The organism is Mesorhizobium sp. WSM4813 (assembly GCF_055811555.1).
The window spans coordinates 60,165-77,232 of the sequence record NZ_JBVVQU010000032.1 but is presented as its reverse complement, the minus strand read 5'-3'; the positions used below and the strand labels follow the sequence as shown (position 1 = coordinate 77,232).

General features: G+C 61.9%; 18 protein-coding genes. 9 read left to right on the top strand and 9 right to left on the bottom strand.

Going from position 1 to position 17,068, the window contains the following annotated elements; genetic code table 11:
• Nucleotides 1–297: 297 nt before the first annotated feature.
• The 6 genes from AC0L25_RS19495 (at nt 298) to AC0L25_RS19470 (ending at nt 5,344) form a co-directional block, all read left to right on the top strand.
• Nucleotides 298–942 carry a 50S ribosomal protein L25/general stress protein Ctc gene (locus AC0L25_RS19495; protein ID WP_473597007.1) on the top strand — a complete coding sequence of 215 codons (645 nt, stop codon included), beginning with the start codon at nt 298–300 and terminating at the stop codon, nt 940–942.
• A 186-nt stretch (nt 943–1,128) separates the two neighbouring features.
• The gene (pth, locus tag AC0L25_RS19490) at nt 1,129–1,854 is read left to right on the top strand and encodes an aminoacyl-tRNA hydrolase (protein WP_473597006.1); all 726 of its coding nucleotides are present in this window, start codon (nt 1,129–1,131) and stop codon (nt 1,852–1,854) included.
• Nucleotides 1,855–1,950: 96 nt separating this feature from the next.
• Entirely contained in the window at nt 1,951–3,054 is a 1,104-nt protein-coding gene (gene ychF, locus AC0L25_RS19485) for a redox-regulated ATPase YchF (protein ID WP_473597005.1), read from the top strand.
• A gap of 221 nt (nt 3,055–3,275) precedes the next feature.
• Nucleotides 3,276–4,250: a magnesium/cobalt transporter CorA gene (gene corA / locus AC0L25_RS19480; RefSeq protein WP_473597004.1), complete on the top strand. Its 975-nt coding sequence runs from the start codon at nt 3,276–3,278 to the stop codon at nt 4,248–4,250.
• Nucleotides 4,251–4,406: 156 nt separating this feature from the next.
• Nucleotides 4,407–4,877 carry a MaoC family dehydratase gene (locus AC0L25_RS19475; protein ID WP_473597003.1) on the top strand — a complete coding sequence of 157 codons (471 nt, stop codon included), beginning with the start codon at nt 4,407–4,409 and terminating at the stop codon, nt 4,875–4,877.
• A complete protein-coding gene (locus tag AC0L25_RS19470) occupies nt 4,874–5,344 on the top strand; it encodes a MaoC family dehydratase (protein ID WP_473597002.1) in 471 nt (156 codons plus the stop codon). The genes AC0L25_RS19475 and AC0L25_RS19470 overlap by 4 nt, the downstream gene beginning before the upstream one ends.
• 27 nt (nt 5,345–5,371) lie before the next feature.
• On the opposite strand, the gene AC0L25_RS19465 is transcribed toward AC0L25_RS19470, so the two are convergent.
• From AC0L25_RS19465 to petA, 4 genes are all read right to left on the bottom strand, one after another.
• On the bottom strand, nt 5,372–5,917 hold the full coding sequence (locus tag AC0L25_RS19465; protein WP_065011944.1) for an adenine phosphoribosyltransferase: 546 nt from the start codon (nt 5,915–5,917) through the stop codon (nt 5,372–5,374).
• Nucleotides 5,918–6,133: 216 nt separating this feature from the next.
• Nucleotides 6,134–7,006 carry a cytochrome c1 gene (locus tag AC0L25_RS19460; protein WP_473597001.1) on the bottom strand — a complete coding sequence of 291 codons (873 nt, stop codon included), beginning with the start codon at nt 7,004–7,006 and terminating at the stop codon, nt 6,134–6,136.
• Nucleotides 7,007–7,092: 86 nt separating this feature from the next.
• Nucleotides 7,093–8,397, bottom strand: coding sequence for a cytochrome b (locus AC0L25_RS19455; RefSeq protein WP_473597000.1), 1,305 nt, complete (start codon nt 8,395–8,397; stop codon nt 7,093–7,095).
• Nucleotides 8,398–8,414: 17 nt separating this feature from the next.
• Nucleotides 8,415–8,975 carry a ubiquinol-cytochrome c reductase iron-sulfur subunit gene (gene petA, locus AC0L25_RS19450; RefSeq protein WP_473596999.1) on the bottom strand — a complete coding sequence of 187 codons (561 nt, stop codon included), beginning with the start codon at nt 8,973–8,975 and terminating at the stop codon, nt 8,415–8,417.
• Nucleotides 8,976–9,277: 302 nt separating this feature from the next.
• On the opposite strand from petA, the gene AC0L25_RS19445 reads away from it, so the two are divergent.
• Nucleotides 9,278–9,634 carry a cupin domain-containing protein gene (locus AC0L25_RS19445; protein ID WP_473597013.1) on the top strand — a complete coding sequence of 119 codons (357 nt, stop codon included), beginning with the start codon at nt 9,278–9,280 and terminating at the stop codon, nt 9,632–9,634.
• Nucleotides 9,635–9,878: 244 nt separating this feature from the next.
• Here the strand turns inward: AC0L25_RS19445 and AC0L25_RS19440 are convergent, their stop codons facing one another.
• The gene (locus AC0L25_RS19440; protein WP_473596998.1) at nt 9,879–10,250 is read right to left on the bottom strand and encodes a hypothetical protein; all 372 of its coding nucleotides are present in this window, start codon (nt 10,248–10,250) and stop codon (nt 9,879–9,881) included.
• A gap of 88 nt (nt 10,251–10,338) precedes the next feature.
• On the opposite strand from AC0L25_RS19440, the gene AC0L25_RS19435 reads away from it, so the two are divergent.
• Nucleotides 10,339–11,448 carry a winged helix-turn-helix domain-containing protein gene (locus tag AC0L25_RS19435; protein WP_473596997.1) on the top strand — a complete coding sequence of 370 codons (1,110 nt, stop codon included), beginning with the start codon at nt 10,339–10,341 and terminating at the stop codon, nt 11,446–11,448.
• Between the two features lie 13 nt (nt 11,449–11,461).
• The gene (locus tag AC0L25_RS19430) at nt 11,462–12,019 is read left to right on the top strand and encodes a tetratricopeptide repeat protein (protein ID WP_473596996.1); all 558 of its coding nucleotides are present in this window, start codon (nt 11,462–11,464) and stop codon (nt 12,017–12,019) included.
• Nucleotides 12,020–12,260: 241 nt separating this feature from the next.
• Here the strand turns inward: AC0L25_RS19430 and AC0L25_RS19425 are convergent, their stop codons facing one another.
• Genes AC0L25_RS19425 through AC0L25_RS19410 form a run of 4 tightly spaced genes read right to left on the bottom strand, consistent with a single transcriptional unit; the run spans nt 12,261 to nt 16,774 of the window.
• The gene (locus AC0L25_RS19425; protein WP_473596995.1) at nt 12,261–12,575 is read right to left on the bottom strand and encodes a DUF6665 family protein; all 315 of its coding nucleotides are present in this window, start codon (nt 12,573–12,575) and stop codon (nt 12,261–12,263) included.
• Between the two features lie 31 nt (nt 12,576–12,606).
• Complete coding sequence (locus tag AC0L25_RS19420; RefSeq protein ID WP_473596994.1) at nt 12,607–14,490, bottom strand: ABC transporter ATP-binding protein; 1,884 nt, start codon at nt 14,488–14,490, stop codon at nt 12,607–12,609.
• Between the two features lie 24 nt (nt 14,491–14,514).
• Complete coding sequence (locus AC0L25_RS19415) at nt 14,515–16,389, bottom strand: ABC transporter ATP-binding protein (protein ID WP_473597012.1); 1,875 nt, start codon at nt 16,387–16,389, stop codon at nt 14,515–14,517.
• Nucleotides 16,373–16,774, bottom strand: a complete 402-nt coding sequence (locus tag AC0L25_RS19410) for a hypothetical protein (protein WP_473596993.1) — start codon at nt 16,772–16,774, stop codon at nt 16,373–16,375. The genes AC0L25_RS19415 and AC0L25_RS19410 overlap by 17 nt, the downstream gene beginning before the upstream one ends.
• Nucleotides 16,775–17,068 lie beyond the last annotated feature (294 nt).

The following is a 17,068-nucleotide window of genomic DNA, read 5'->3' as shown; positions in this document are numbered from 1 at the left end:
GCTCCGAATCATCGAAGCCCCATGGAATCAGATCAACCGCAATCCCTAAAGTGCGTTAACCCGAGTTCGTAGCCCTGCACCCACCCGCCTTTGGCTTGCACCCCGCCCCACCTTCCGCTATAGAGCCGCCACCCGCGTAGACACCCTTGGAGGCAACGCGGCGGAAGGCTGTCCGGCCTGCGTGATCCCAAAATAGATTTTGGACCAGATCATGTAAGGCCATGACGGCTTTCGACGTTTACGGTCCAGGCATCTCGCCGGCCGCGAACGCTCCAGAACAACGCGAAAGGAAATGCCATGAGCCAAGATACTTACGAGCTCAAGGCCGAAGCGCGCGAACAGGTCGGTAAGGGGTCCGCCCGTGCAGTTCGCCGCAACGGTAAAGTGCCTGCAGTAATTTACGGCGACAAGCAGCCTCCCCTGGCAATTGCGCTGACCTACAAGGACATCTACTACAAGATCCATGGCGGCGGGTTCCTGACCACGATCGCCACGATCGATGTCGACGGCAAGAAGATCCAGGTCCTGCCTAAGGACTACCAGCTCGACCCGGTCAGGGATTTCCCGGTCCATGTCGACTTCCTGCGCATCGGCAAGGACACCGAAGTCAATGTCGACGTGCCGGTCCACTTCATCAACGAGGACAAGTCGCCCGGCATCAAGCGCGGCGGCGTGCTCAACATCGTGCGTCATGAAGTCGAGTTCCACTGCCCGGCCAATGCGATCCCGGAATTCATCACCGTCGATCTCACCGGCACCGATATCGGCGATTCGATCCACATCTCGGCGGTCAAGCTGCCGGTCGGCGTCAAGCCGGTGATCTCCGACCGCGACTTCACCGTCGCGACCATTGCCGGCTCCTCGGCGATGAAGCCGGAGGCGGAAGAGACGGTCGAAGCGGCTGAACCCGAAGCGGCGGCTCCTGCCGACGAAGAGAAGTAATCCCTTTCCGCCTAGTGTGACGAATCCGAAATTCGCATCACCTTGGAGCAGCGCACTGGGCGAATTTCGGATTCTAAGGCCACACTAGCAACCATGGGTTCTAGTGTGGTTTTTGGATTTGAAGTTCCTGAACGCTGATGCCGTCAAAGCAACAGGAACTTCAAATCCACCACACTAGAGGTGACGATGCTGCTGTTTGCAGGCCTCGGCAATCCGGGCGCGAAATACGCCAACAACCGGCACAATGTCGGCTTCATGACGGCGGACGCAATCGCCCGCCGCCATTCCTTTTCGCCCTGGTCGAAAAAGTTCCAGGGCCTGATCGCCGAAGGCACGCTTGCCGGCGAAAAGATCATCCTGATCAAGCCGCAGACCTTCATGAACAATTCAGGCCAGTCGATCGGCGAAGCGCTGCGCTTTTACAAGCTCGGCCCCTCGGCGCTGACGGTCTTCTATGACGAGATCGACCTTGCCGCCGGCAAGGTGCGGGTCAAGGTCGGTGGCGGTTCCGGCGGCCACAACGGTATCCGCTCGCTCGACCAGCATGTCGGCAAGGATTTCCGCCGCGTGCGCATTGGCGTCGGCCACCCCGGCATCAAGGAAATGGTGCATGGTCATGTGCTTGGCGATTTCGCCAAAAGCGACCGCGAGTGGCTGGACGTGCTGCTCGACACCATTGCCGACGATGCTGGACTGCTTGCCAAGGGCGACGACAATGCCTTCATGAATCGCGTGACGCTGGCCCTGCGCGACAAGCTCACGCCGACAGGCGACGACGACCGCCCGCCACCCAAGGCGTCAAAAGCACAAAGCCACGTTCGCCAGGCGCGGCCGCAGCAGCCGGCGGTCAAGCTGCCCGAAACCGGCCCGATGGCCGCCATGCTGAAGAAGCTGTTTGGCGGCAAGGAGTGAGCTTCCGCGTGAACGGAGCCGGAGGGCTTGACGTTCGTCACCCCTTTCGCCCATAGCCCTCATCAAATTTCGATTTCCCGATAGGACCGGACAAAAATGGGTTTCAAATGCGGCATCGTTGGCTTGCCCAATGTCGGCAAGTCGACGCTTTTCAACGCGCTGACCAGGACGGCGGCGGCGCAGGCCGCCAACTACCCGTTCTGCACCATCGAACCGAATACCGGCGAGGTGGCGGTGCCCGACCCCCGCCTGCAGAAGATCGCGGCGATCGGCAGGTCGAAGGAGATCATCCCGACCCGCATTTCGTTCGTCGATATCGCCGGCCTGGTGCGCGGCGCTTCGAAGGGCGAAGGACTGGGCAACCAGTTCCTGGCCAATATCCGCGAGGTCGACGCCATCGTCCATGTGCTGCGTTGCTTCGAGGATGACGACATCACCCATGTCGAGGGCCGCATCGATCCCGTCGCCGACGCCGAGACCGTCGAGACCGAGCTGATGCTGGCCGATCTCGACAGCCTCGAGCGCCGCATCGTGCAGTTCCGCAAGCGCGCCTCCGGCAAGGACAAGGAGGCGCTGACCGTGCTTCCGATGATGGAAGCCGCTCTCGAACTCCTGCAGGCCGGCAAGCCAGCCCGCATCCTGCTCAAAGATATCTCCGCGGAGGATCTGCGCATCCTGCAGGGGCTGAACCTGCTGACGTCGCACCCCGTGCTCTATGTCTGCAATGTAGCCGAGGCCGACGCTGCCACCGGCAACGCGCACACCAAAGCGGTCGAGCAGATGGCTGCCGCGCAAGGCGCCCGCACCGTGGTGATTTCCGCGGCGATCGAAGCCGAGGTCGCGCAGCTCAGCGACGAAGAGGAAATGGAATTCCTGGCAACGCTGGGCCTCGATGAGCCTGGCTTGAACAAGGTGATCCGCGCCGGCTACGAGCTGCTGCAGCTCATCACCTATTTCACAGTCGGGCCGAAGGAGACACGCGCCTGGACCGTGCACAAGGGCGCCAAGGCGCCACAGGCGGCAGGCGTCATCCACACCGATTTCGAGCGCGGCTTCATCCGCGCCCAGACCATCGCCTATAACGACTTCGTCACGCTGGGCGGCGAAGTGGCGGCCAAGGAAGCCGGCAAGGCGCGCGACGAAGGCAAGGAGTATGTCGTCCAAGACGGCGACATCATGCTGTTCAAGTTCAACACCTGAGCTGACTGACGGCGCGTCGGAAACCCTCATGGGCGCCGGCGCGATCACAGCCTCGTGCACTCCGCACGGGCCGTTTCCGCGCGGCTTGACGGCCCGCAATGCCCGGTCTAAGGGGCGTCTGCACCGGCCCGTGCTTTCGTCGAGAGCGCCTGTCCCGTGCAATCCGAAACGACGCGCCCGCTCGAACCTATCCTTTTGGCGTCAGCAAGGGAGACCCGGCGATGATCAAGGCATTCGTCGTGGACAATGATCGCCTGCGCCTCGCCGACGATCTCTTGCAAAACAGCGACAAGATCGTCTGGGCCGATCTTCTGAACCCGACAAAGGAGGAGGAAGCGACCATCGAGGCCTGGCTCGGTGTTGCCATTCCGACGCGCGAGGAGATGGAGGAGATCGAGATTTCCAGCCGCCTTTACGTCGAGGACGGCGCCTATTTCATGACCGCCATTCTGCCGGCCCAGACCGAGGCCGACGATCCCCTGATGTCGCCGGTCACCTTCGTGCTGGCCGGCAACAGGCTGATCACCGTGCGCTATCACGAACCGAAGGCCTTCAAGACCTTTCCGCTGCGCGCCGAGAAGGTGGCGACCGGCTGCACCAGCGGCGACACCATCCTGATCGGCCTGCTGGAGGCGATCGTCGACCGCCTCGCCGACATTCTGGAGCGCGCCGGCCGCGACATCGAGACGATCTCGCGCGACATCTTCCAGGCAAGCTCGACCAAGGCTTCCAAACGCAACCGCGATTTTCAGGAATTGCTGAAGGCCATCGGCCGCAAGGAGGACATTGCCTCCTCGATCCGCGACAGCCTGATATCGCTGCAGCGGCTCGCCGGCTTCCTCACCCACGCCTCAACCCAGACCAAGATGAGCAAGGACATCCGCGCGCGCATCAAGACCTTGTCGCGCGATGTGCTGTCGCTCGCCGACCACGCCACCTTCCTGTCGCAGAAGATCAACTTCCTGCTCGACGCGACGCTCGGCATGATCTCGATCGAGCAGAACGCCATCATCAAGATCTTCTCCGTCGCCGCGGTCATCTTCCTGCCGCCGACGCTGGTGGCGTCGATATACGGCATGAATTTCAATGTCATGCCCGAGCTGAACTGGCATTTCGGTTACCCCTTCGCCATCGGCTTGATGATCCTATCGGCGATCCTGCCCTTCTGGTATTTCCGCCGCCGCGGCTGGTTGTAGGGCCTTCGGAGCTTCTATTCCGTTGGGCGTTATGGCCTGGCGCATCAGAAATTACTTGACCAAATTGCGCCCCGCCTGCATCCGGGAACCCCGATCCGTGGCGATCGTACAACCTTGAACCGGATTCCAGACCATGACCGGAAAGAATTCCAGACCATGACCGGAAAGACTTGGGCCTATGAGGATTTCGTCGAGGGCGCCTCGCTCGACCTCGGCACGAAGCTGGTGAGTGCGGCCGAGATCATCGAATTCGCGCAAGAGTTCGATGCGCAGCCGATGCATCTCGACGAGGCGGCGGGCAAGGCCAGCATCCTTGGCGGGCTGGCGGCCTCCGGCTGGCACACCTGCGCGATGTTCATGCGCATGCTGTGCGATGCCTTCCTGCTGGACTCGACCTCGCAAGGCGCCCCCGGCGTCGACCAGGTCCGGTGGAAGAAGCCGGTGCTGGCCGGCGACATCTTGAGCGGCAACACCACCGTCCTTGCCAAGCGCCTGTCCAGGTCCAAGCCCCAACTCGGCCTCGTCACCATGCGCAGCGAGCTTTTCAATCAGCGTGGCGAAGGCGTCTTCGAACTCGAGAACACCGTCATGTTCCTCGCCCGTGATGCCGCACAGGGCCCCTCATGACTTTGGACGAGTTCTTCTGCATCGGCCTCACCGTCACCCTTGGGTCGCATACATTCGAACCCGAGGCGATCAAGGCGTTCGCCAGGAAATACGATCCGCAGATATTCCATCTCGACGAAGAGGCGGCGAAGAAAAGCGTGTTCGGCGGCCTGTGCGCCTCGGGCTGGCACACCGCTGCAACCTGGATGAAATTGAACCTAGAGACCGGCGTGGAGGCCGAGGGCGCCCGCTGGGCCGGCGCTGGGCCGGCGCCCGAATTCGGCCCCTCGCCCGGCTTCAAGAACCTCAAATGGCTGAAGCCCGTCTATGCCGGAGAAACCGTGACCTTCACCCGCACCGCGCTTGCCCATCGCCCCATCATGTCACGGCCGGGCTGGCGGCTGCTGACGCTGCGCTCGGAAGCCTTCGATTCGACCGGCGACAAGGTCATCGAGTTCGAAAGCGCTGTGCTGGTGAAGATGGGGTAATTTCTTCCTTAGGAAGAGCTGCCCCTCTCAATGCCCTTCAAATCCGATCAGCGTCCTGACTGGCACGCCGAGCGCTTCGAGCTTCTCGCGGCCGCCGAGGTCCGGCAGGTCGATGACGAAGCAGGCGGCGAGGATGTCGGCGCCGATCTGCCGCAACAGCTGGACCGCCGCCGCCGCGGTGCCGCCGGTGGCGATCAGGTCGTCGACCAGGATCACCTTCTCACCCGGAGATACGCCATCCCTGTGCATCTCCATCTCGTCCAGCCCGTACTCAAGGCTGTAGGCGACGCGCACCGTCTCGTAAGGCAGCTTGCCCTTCTTGCGGATCGGCACGAAGCCGGCCGAGAGCTGATGGGCGACGGCGCCGCCAAGGATGAAACCGCGCGCCTCGATGCCGGCGATCTTGTCGACTTTCTGGCCGGCATAGGGATGCACCAGCTCGTCGATGGCGCGGCGGAAGGCGCGCGCATTGCTCAGCAGGGTGGTGATGTCGCGAAACAGGATGCCCGGCTTGGGATAGTCCGGAATGGTGCGGATCGCGGCAAGCAGCGTGTCTTCGAGCGAAGGTTTCATGGGGCGGCTCTCCGGGCATTCGTCCGATTCGACATAAAGACGGGAAAAGGAACTCCGGCCGATCGTAACCCGGCGCGGCCGGCGACGGCTACCGCGATGTGGCGCCTGGAAGAAAATTGTCCGGCAAAGGACCGAGCCAGCGGTCTTTGGAGGCGTCCTTCGGAAATACAAAAAGGCGCCTTTCGACGCCCTTTCGATTTGGTGGCTTTGCGTAGCTCAGTGCGCCACGCCGGCCCACACCTTGCGCTTGGTCAGATAGACCAGCGCGCCGAACAGCAACAGGAAAACCAGCACGCGAAAGCCGGTCTTCTTGCGGGCTTCAAGATGCGGCTCGGCCGCCCACATCAGGAACGCCGACACGTCGCGGGAATACTGGTCGACCGTCTGCGGCGCGCCGTCGTCATAGGTCACTTGATCGTCTGAAAGCGGATTAGGCATCTTCAGCGACACGCCCGCAATGAAGTAGGGATTGTAGTGCGTGCCTTCCGGTATCTCCATGCCCGCCGGCGGCTGCTCGTCATAGCCGGTCAGCAGCGAGTGGATATAGTCGGGACCGCCCTGGGCGTATTGCGTGAAGATGTCGAAGACGAAACGCGGAAAGCCGCGCTCAACGCCGCGCGCCTTGGCCAGCAGCGACATGTCGGGCGGGGCAGCCCCGCCATTGGCGGCCGCTGCTGCCTGATCGTTGGGGAACGGCGCCGGGAAATAGTCTGACGGTATGCCGGGACGATCGAACATGTCGCCGGCATCGTTGGGACCATCATTGATCGTGTACTCGGCGGCCAGCGCCTTGACCTGCGCTTCCGAATAGCCAAGGTCTTCCAGCGTGCGGAACGCCACCAACTTCATCGAATGGCAGGCCGCGCAGACTTCTTTGTAGACCTTCAGCCCGCGCTGCAACTGCGCCTTGTCGTAGGTGCCGAACGGCCCGGCGAAGCTCCAGTCCATCTCCTTCGGCTCGTGTATCGGGAAATGCGTCGGCGCGGCTTCGTTGTGCGCCTCCTCCTGGGCGGTCGCCCCGGTGGTCGCGGCCGCTGTGCCTGCCAACACAAGGCCGAGCAGCGCCAGCGAGGTGAGAATCGTCTTCATACCAAATCCCCTTGAGATTCTCTGCCGCGCCGTCGTCTCGAGCGTGATCTTTTCCGAAAACCGGTCTCCACTTTTCGGCAACATGCTCAGCTCTTGGTTTCCGGTGCGGCTGTCGCGCGAGCCGGATGCCCGCCACCGCCATGCTTGTTCTTCTCGAGCACCGCCTCGGTGATCGAATTCGGCAACCGCCGCGGAGTCTCGATCAGGCCAAGCACCGGCAGCGCGACCAAGAAGAAGGCGAAATAGAACAATGTCGCCATCTGCGCCATGAACACGTAGCTGCCTTCGGCCGGTTGCGAACCCAGCCAGCCAAGCAGGACGGCATCGATCACGAACAGCCAGAAGAACAGCTTGTACCAGGGCCGGTAGACCGCCGAGCGCACCTTCGAGGTGTCGAGCCACGGCACCAGGAACAGCATTGCGATGGAACCGAACATCGCCAGCACGCCACCGAGCTTGGAGTTGATCGGCCCGATATTGAAGGTGATGGCGCGCAGGATCGCATAGAACGGCAGGAAGTACCATTCCGGCACGATATGCGCAGGCGTCTTCAGCGGGTCGGCGACGACATAGTTGTCCGGGTGACCGAGAAAGTTCGGCAGGTAGAAGACGAAATAGGCGAAGATGAACAGGAACACGAGCATCCCGAACGCGTCCTTGATGGTCGCGTAAGGGGTGAAGGCGACGGTATCGGTTTTCGACTTGACCTCGATGCCGGTCGGGTTCGACTGGCCGACCACATGCAGCGCCCATATATGCAGCACGACGACGCCGGCGATCATGAACGGCAGAAGATAGTGCAATGAAAAGAACCGATTAAGCGTCGGGTTATCGACAGCGAAGCCGCCGAGCAGAAGCTGCTGGATCCATTCGCCGACCAGCGGAATGGCGCTGAAGAAGCCGGTGATGACGGTCGCGCCCCAGAACGACATCTGCCCCCAGGGCAGCACATAGCCCATGAAGCCTGTCGCCATCATCAGGAGGTAGATGATGCAGCCGAGGATCCACAGAAGCTCACGCGGCGCCTTGTAGGAACCGTAGTAAAGGCCGCGGAAGATGTGGATGTAGACCGCGACGAAGAAGAAGGATGCGCCGTTGGAATGGAGGTAGCGCAACAGCCAGCCCGAATTGACGTCGCGCATGATCTTTTCGACCGAATCGAAGGCGAGAGTGCTGTCCGCCGCATAATGCATGGCCAGCACGATGCCGGTCAGCATCTGCGCCGTCAGCATGAGCGCCAGGATGCCGCCGAAGGTCCACGCATAGTTGAGGTTGCGCGGCACCGGATAGGCGACGAAGCTGTCATAAACCAGCCGCGGCAGCGGCATGCGGGCGTCGAACCAGCGTCCGATACCGGTCTTGGGCGTATAGGTCGAGTGTCCCTCGCTCATCGAAATATCCCTTAGCCTTAGCCGATACGGATCTTGGTGTCGGAAATGAACTGGAACACCGGCACCGACATGTTCTCCGGCGCCGGCCCGCCGCGGACGCGGCCAGCGGTGTCGTATGTCGAACCGTGGCACGGGCAGAACCAGCCGCCGAACTCGCCTTCCTGGCCGAGCGGAATGCAGCCGAGATGGGTGCAGACCTGAACCATCACTATCCAGGCCTCCTTGCCCGGCATGGTGCGGTTGGCATCCGTCGCCGGTGCATCGGCCGGCAAATTGGCATTGCGGGCGAGCGGATCCTTGAGCTCGGCCAGATTGACCGCCTCGCCGTCCTTCATCTCTTCTTCGGTGCGGTTGCGCACCACCACCGGCTTGCCGCGCCATTTCACGACAAGCGACATTCCGGGTGTCAGCGAGGAGACGTCGACCTCGACCGAGGCCAGCGCCAGCGTCGAGGCATCCGGGCGCATCTGGTCGATGAACGGCCAGGCGACGGCACCCGCGCCGACCACCGCGGCCATGCCCGTGGCGACGTAGAGAAAATCACGACGGTTGGGATCCTGGATGTCGGTTGCGCTCACGGGTGCCTGATCCTTTCGCCTCTTCCGTGCCGGTGGCCGAGGCTTGTTCCCCGCTCTTTCACGCCAACCCGACAGCGCATGGCGAACAGGCTAGCGAATTCCTCCGGCAATTGGCCTTCGGTTTATGCGTGAAGCCCGTTTTTGTCCAGACGGGTGAAGGCACAAGGGCAGATTGTCGCGGGGACGCAATTCGACGGCGGACGGCGTGGCGACGAAGACGGCGAAACCACAGGAAAACAATGGCAAAACCGGCGCCGGTGTTTGCCTCGACAGAAGACCCAGCCTCGGTCTATCCTCGGCTCATGACGCACGTCATCGACCGCGACAAATGGGCCAGGGCGTCCGACCGCTGGCCCGACCATTGGCAAGGCGAACTGCAGTGCGGCGCCTACGGCTCCAAAAGCTGTCTGATCTTCAACTATCTGCCGGAGATCGGCGGCGGCCCACGGCTGCACATGCATCCCTATTGCGAGATCTTCATCATCCGCACTGGCGCCGGGCTGTTCACCGTCGGCGACCGGCAGATCGAGGCGTCGGCCGGCCAGATCCTGATCGTGCCGCCGAACACGCCGCATAAATTCACCAATCTCGGCCCAGGCCCGCTGGAGACCACAGACATCCACGAAAACGGCAGCTTCATCACCGAATGGCTGGAGTAGACAACGCGCCGAAAGTCCGCGTCAGCGAAAAGCGGGAACCGGTTTTCGGGAAAGATCATGGCCAAAAAAATAGTGGTGAAAATCTGACGCTTGGTACCCGAGGTTAGACAACGGCCTCTTGGCGCCAGGTGATCCACCGGCGCGGTTGACGCGCAGCAAAGGCTTTCGCTGATCGGAGGGACCGGTCCGATCCCACGACTAGTCCATCCTTCGGTCCAAGTGCGAACACAGAACCTTTGCAACATTATGGTTCTGATGCGTAGTCGCAGTAATGGAAGGTGGCGAGATAGCCGGGGAGTGCGCGCATGAACTCCTGTTGATGGGTCCAAGCTCTGCACTCGACCATGGAGGTCATAGGTTTCACGTGGGGGAGCCTGATTAGCTCCCCCTGGTTGGTCAGAAGGATTGTGACAGCGATAGCGGTGGACATGGCCCAGTCATCCATCGACTTAAGGCTGGCGACATCATAACCGCCGGGGTTGGGACGGACGTCGTCTGAGGCAGCCTCGTTGACATGGTTAGGGCCGCTGAGTTTCGCGGTGCGGGAATCCGCTTTTGCGGCCGTTTGCGCCACCAAAAGAAGAGCGAAAGCGATGATGAGCTTGGTGCTTTTCATGTTATCCTCCTTCCAATCCGGTGTTGTTGGGATCACTTGGAAGTGACGACCGAATTGGCTGCGCCAGGAAGCGCGCCAGGAAGGTGAAATGTCCCGAAAGACTCCTGAAATTGACCCGAAATCTGCTGAGACGATCACGTTTCGCGGTTTTGTCTTCCTGCCGAAAAGCAAAGAACTCCGAACCGTCGAAGGCAAATCGGTCAATCTTCGCAGCCAGTCCGCCGAGGTGCTTTCCGTGCTCGCGGCGGGACCGGGCGAAATCGTGTCCAAGGATGCGCTGATGCAGGCGGTTTGGCCCGACACCTTCGTGACGGACGACAGCCTCACGCAATGCATTGCCGTTATTCGCCGCGCGTTGGAGGACGACGAGCACGGGATCGTGGAAACCGTCCCAAAGAGAGGTTACCGACTGAACGCCGATCCATCGGACGCGGCGGACTCAAATGCCGCAGCCGGCGCGGCACGTGCCAAGACACGATTCTCGCAGCGCGGTTTTATTCTTGCTGCAATCGTTCTCATTGCGGCAGCGATCGGCGCGTATTTCGGCGTGGAAACATGGCAAGCCGCTCCAGTTCGTTCGAGCGACATGCCGAGGATTGCGGTCCTTCCTTTCGAGGACTTCAGTGCTGGTGCGGATCAGGGATATCTCAGCGACGCCGTCGCCGAGGGGATCATCACCGAGCTTGCACGGAGCGAGACTTATGCCGTCATCGCCCGGAACTCGAGCTTCAGGTACCGCGACCAGCCGGTCGACGCCAGGCAGATTGGAGATGAGCTCGGCGTCGACTACCTGCTCGAAGGCAGCCAGCAGAAGATCGGAGTCCGGCTGAAAGTGACCGCCCAGTTGCTGAATGCGCGTGACGGATCGCATCTCTGGGCCAACACCTACAACCGGGAGATTGGCGATCTTTTCGCCGTCCAGGAGGAAATCATCCGCACGCTTGCCGATCGGGTCGGGCGCAGGATCCAGCGCCCCCTGCCGAAGAGCACTGCTGCACAGGTCAGCGCGCTCCACTATCACCTGATGGCGATTGCCGAGATGCGCAGCAGTGCTTTCACTGCCGCGGGGAACCAACTGGTGCGGCAGTTGAGCCTCAAGGCGATCGAAGCGGATCCAAACGCCCAGTTCGGCTATATCGGGCTGGCCTGGTCCTATCGCCATGATGTGACATTTCGGGTGGCACGAGCAGGAACATAACCGAGACAAGGCCTTGAAGCGTGGCGCCGAGTACGCCGACAAGGCAATCCTGCTCGCTCCCGACGATGCCGAGGCACATCATATCCGCGCCCGCATCCATACCGAAGCCGGAGAGATCGAGCAGGCCCTTGCACAGTTCGATCAGGCAATTGCGCTGAATCCCAGCAATTCAAGCATCCTTCACGGCAGTACGGACCCGCTGCTGTATATTGGCCGCATCGACGAAGCGACCGATCGGATCGAACAGGCCAAGGGCATCGATCCTTTTCACTCTGATTTGCTCCACTGGCAGATGGGCTGGGCACTGTGGGAAAAGAACGATTGCCGCGCTGCGCTGGCGGCGATGCGGAAAATGTCTAGAATCCCGACAGGCGCACACCGAATGCTTGCGGGGATCCACGCTTGTCTGGGAAACGAGCGGGAGGCAAAGGAAGCGCTAGCGGTTTTCCTCCAGGATTCGCCCGGCGAATCGATCAGCAAGGAACGCAGGGAGTGGGAGAAGATATGGACCGCGCCCGGAAGCCTCGACCGCTGGATCGAACACATGCGGATCGCGGGGTTGCCGGAGTGACGGCTGACCGTATGCGACCACCCGGCAGAAGACCGATTGGCCGCTAAACCTTTGAAGTCTTAAGGGCGTATAAGCGCTGATTGCGCTCAATGTTGGATCGTCTTCGCAAGAAAGATTGAGTGCGGGAAAGTCAGCAATTGGGCCGCCTTGCACCATAGTGCACTCGCACCCGAACTTCTTGAACGGGTCGAAATCGGTATTTCGTCTTCGGTACCAAGCGTCAGATTTTTACCACTGGTATCTATTTCGCGCCGAGCCTAGCCAGCACGGCCTTGGGAATGTTGTATTCCCGGATCACCGCGTCGTGCTTGCGCAAACCGCACAATTCGCGCTGGATGAAATAGGCGTGGACGGCCTCGGCCGCGGCCTTGAGCAGCCGGGCACGTTGTTCGCCTTCATCGCCATGTTCACGCAACCTCGCCAGCGTTTCATCCACGCGTCGGCCGGCGCGGCCGAGCGCCGCCGCCTTTTCGCCGAGGATTTCATGGCCGAGCAGGTCGAGCGCGCTCTCCTGCGTCCCCGATCGTCCGAAATTCGATGGCATTCGCACCGACATGGTCCACTCCGGTTTTTGCTGAAATCTGGCCCTACTCCGCCGGCCGCGTCTCCTCCAGCACGCTCTCCTCGTTGAACAGGAAGCCGCCGGACTGCCGCTTCCACAGCCGCGCATAGAGCCCGTCGAGCGCCACCAGTTCGTCATGCGTGCCTTGCTCGACGATGCGGCCGCCGTCGAGCACCACCAGACGATCGAGTGCAGCGATGGTCGACAGCCGGTGCGCGATGGCGATGACCGTTTTGTTCTCCATCAGCATCGCCAGATTTTCCTGGATGGCCGCTTCGATATCGGAATCAAGCGCCGACGTCGCCTCGTCGAGTATCAGGATCGGCGCGTCCTTTAGGAAGACGCGGGCGATCGCCACGCGCTGGCGCTGGCCGCCAGACAATTTCACGCCGCGTTCGCCGACAAAGGCCTCGTAGCCCTGGCGCTCGCGATTGTCGCGCAAGTCGAGGATGAAGTCGTGCGCCTCGGCCTTCTTCGCGGCCGCGATCACCTCGGCGTCGGTCGCTTCCGGCATACCGAGCTTGATGTTGTCGCGAAGCGAGCGGTGGAAAAGCGCAGTATCCTGGCTGACAACGCCGATATTGGCGCGCAGCGAATCCTGCGTCACCTTTGAAACATCCTGGCCGTCGATAGTGATCTTGCCGCCCTCTACGTCGTAGAGGCGCAGGATCAGATTGGCCAGTGTCGTCTTGCCGGCGCCGGACGGACCGACCAGTCCGACCTTCTCGCCCGGCCGCACGACAAGGTCGATGCCGTTGAGCACGCCGAATCCCTTGCCGTAGTGGAACTCGACTTTTTTCACATCGATCCGGCCGCCGGTCACGACAAGCTCCCTGGCGTCGGGTGCGTCGGTCAGGCCGAGCGGCTGCGAGATCAGCGCCTTGGAGTTTTCCAGCACGCCGAGATTCCGCAGGATGCCGTTGAGCTGCATCATCAGCCGGCCGAGCAGCATGTTGAGCCGAAGCACCAGCGACAGCGTGAAGGCGACGGCGCCGACCGTGGTCGAGCCTTCGACCCAGAGATAGACGGCAAAACAGGCGATCGCGGTGATCATGATCCCCGACAGCGTCGTCAGCGCCATGCGCACGCCGGTCAGCCGGCGGGTGAACGGGCGCAGCGCGTCGAGATAGATATCGAAGCCGCTCCTGATGTAGCGGTCGTCGCCGTCGGCGGAGAACAGCTTCAGCGTCTGCACGTTCGAATAGGAATCCACGATGCGGCCGGTGATCATCGAACCGGCCTCGGCGGTTGCCTCGGCGTGTTTGCGGATCGCCGGCAGATAGCGCTTGGCGAGCCAGCCGAAGGCGGTGATCCAGATCACCACCAGCACCGCCAGCCGCAAGTCGAGACCGGCGACCAGCACCAGCGTCGTCACCGTGTAGACGACCATGAACCAGACGACCCCGATGAAGCTTTCCATCAAATCGCCGGTCGCCTGGCCGGCCTGCCAGACCTTGGTTGCAATGCGGCCGGCGAAATCGTTCTGGAAGAAGTCGTAGGACTGCCGCGAGACATGGCGGTGCGCCTGCCAGCGCACCAGATTGTAGAAGCCGGGGGTGATCGTCTGCTCGTCGACCAGCGCCGCCAGGCCGACGACTATGGTGCGGAGGACCAGCACCACGGCGGCCATGAAGACAAGTTCGGGACCGGCGGCAGTCCACAGCGCGTGCCAGCTGCGCTCGCCGGGGAGCTGGTCGAGAATGTCGACCAGCCTGCCGACGAAGTAGAACAGCCCGGCCTCGACCAGCGGCGCAATGCCGCCGATGACCAGCATGGCGAAGAAAGCGACCTTCGCCTGGCCGACATAGTGCCAGAGGAAACCGCTGACGCTGACCGGTGGCCGAAGATTCGCAGGCTCCCTGAACGGATAGACCCAGTTCTCGAACCAGCGATAGACGGCAATCATCATTCGGCGGCCATCATTCTGCTGCCATCACTCTGCTGCTTGACCCCTAGCGATGGCATCGTTGGCGGCGGCACCGTCGTCGAGCAGGAAGCCGCCCGACTGGCGCTGCCAAAGCTGCGCATAGAGCCCGCCGCTGGCGACGAGTTCCTCATGCGAACCATCCTCGATGACGCGGCCCTTGTCCATGACGACGAGCCGGTCCATCGCCGCGATGGTCGAGAGCCGGTGCGCGATGGCGATGACGGTCTTGCCTTGCATGAGCTTGTAAAGGTTCTCCTGGATCGCCGCCTCGGCCTCCGAATCGAGCGCGGACGTCGCCTCGTCGAGAATGAGGATCGGCGCGTCCTTCAGCATAACGCGGGCAATGGCGATGCGTTGCCGCTGGCCACCGGACAATTTGACGCCGCGATCGCCGACATGCGCATCGAAACCGGTGCGGCCACTGGCGTCCGAAAGCCTTGATATGAAATCAAGTGCCTCGGCGCGGCGTGCTGCCTCGACCAGCATCTCGTTGCTGGCGTCCGGCCGGCCATAAAGGATGTTCTCGCGCACCGAACGATGCAGCAGCGAGGTGTCCTGCGTGACCATGGCGATCTGGGCGCGCAGCGAATCCTGCGTCACCGCCGCTATTTCCTGGCCATCGATCAGGATCTTGCCGTTTTCAAGGTCGTAGAAGCGCAACAGAAGGTTGACCAGCGTCGACTTGCCGGCGCCCGAGCGGCCGACGATGCCGACCTTTTCGCCCGGCTTCACCGTCAGCGACAGGTTTTCGATCATGCCTTTCTGCTTGCCGTAGTGGAAGCGGATGTCCTCGAAACGGATCTCGCCCTTGGTGACGACAATGTCCTTGGCGCCAGGCCTGTCTTCGACGACACGCGGCAGCGAGATCGAGCTGATGCCGTCCTGCACCGTGCCGATATTCTCGAACAGGGTGGACATCTCCCACATGATCCATTGCGACATGCCCCAGAGCCGAAGAACGAGGCCGATGACCAGAGCGACGGCACCGATCGTCACTACCTGGCCGAGCCACAGCCACAGCGAGATCGCGGTGACCGAAAACAACAGCAGCGAGTTCAGGACGTAGAGCAGGCCGTAGAGCTGCGTCACCAGCCGCATCGACCGGTAGACCGTATCGAGAAAGCCGGCCATGCCTTCCCGGGCGAAGGACGCTTCGCGCCGCGCATGGGAGAACAGCTTGACCGTCTGGATGTTGGAGTAGCTGTCGACGACGCGGCCGGTCATGGTCGAGCGCGCGTTGGCCTGCTCCTCGCCAACCTTGCCCAATCGCGGGATGAAATAGCGCAGGAGCAAGACATAGCCGGCCAACCAGACGGCAAGCGGTGCCGCCAGCCGCCAGTCGGCCGAGCCGACGATGAACAGCATGCCGAGGAAGTAGACCACGACATAGTTGAGCACGTCGATGAGCTTGATGACGCATTCGCGCACGGCGAGCGCGGTCTGCATCAACTTGGTCGCGATGCGCCCGGCGAACTCGTCCTGATAGAAGGCCATCGACTGCTTGAGCAGGTAGCGATGCACCTGCCAGCGGATACGCATCGGATAGTTCCCCATCAGCGTCTGCTGATTGAGGAGCGCATGGAACCAGACCGTCGCCGGCAGTGCGAAGACCACGATGAAAGCCATGCCGGCGAGTTTCCAGCCTTCGGTCTGCAGGAACGTCTCGCGGTTCTGCGCCGACAGCCAGTCGACGATCCGGCCCATGAAGCCGAACATCCAGACCTCGGCAAGGGCGATAGCCGTCACCAGCATCGCATCGACAGCGATGTAGGGCCAGGCGCCGCGCGTATAGTGCACGCAGAAGGCGATCAGCGTCTTCGGCGGCTCGACCGGCTCCTCGGCAGGGAACGGATCGAGCCTTGTTTCAAACCAGCGGAACATTGTCTTGGTACTCATGTGCTTGTTTTCGCTCACGCGGCGCGGAGCGCGTGGCATCCTTGGAGCGCGTAGCGTCAAAGACCGGCGTCCCGGAATCACCCGGGCCGCCGGTCCTGCTTCGCGCAATATAGGATGTCGCGGGCTTTTCGCCGACAGGCTCGCTTGACGATCCTGACAACGCCGTGTCGACGACCCGAAGTTTCGCGCCGGTTTTTGTGCCGGGGCGGATCAGCCTGATGATCCGGCGCACCAGCGACGGCCGGCTGTGATCGGGAACCGCGCGCGAGAAATCGACGTCCGGCAGCATGCCGCGATGCGGGCGCCGACGGGTCTCGGCGTGAGCCGCAGACGAATAGGTTTCGCCGATCAAAAGCGCTGAGGTCGCCATCCTGCGCTCGTGCAGGCTTCTTGAACCGGGAATTTTGCAGGGATCGAACATCGGTTCGTCCTCCATGTGAAAATACGGAAAAAAGTCCGGCCTGTTCGCGGGCGAATGGCCGGCGAAAGGCAAGGCCAGCGAAGGCCGGGATTGACCAGGGGCGTGTCCAGGTGGGGCGTTCAGCCCCTTCGACAGCTTGAAAAACATCGCAGGATTCCTTCGAAGACCGAAAAAGGTTTCGGCGAAGAATCGGTGCGATCGAAGTCTAAAGCGTCAGGAGAATCGTCGTACCGAAACCGCCGG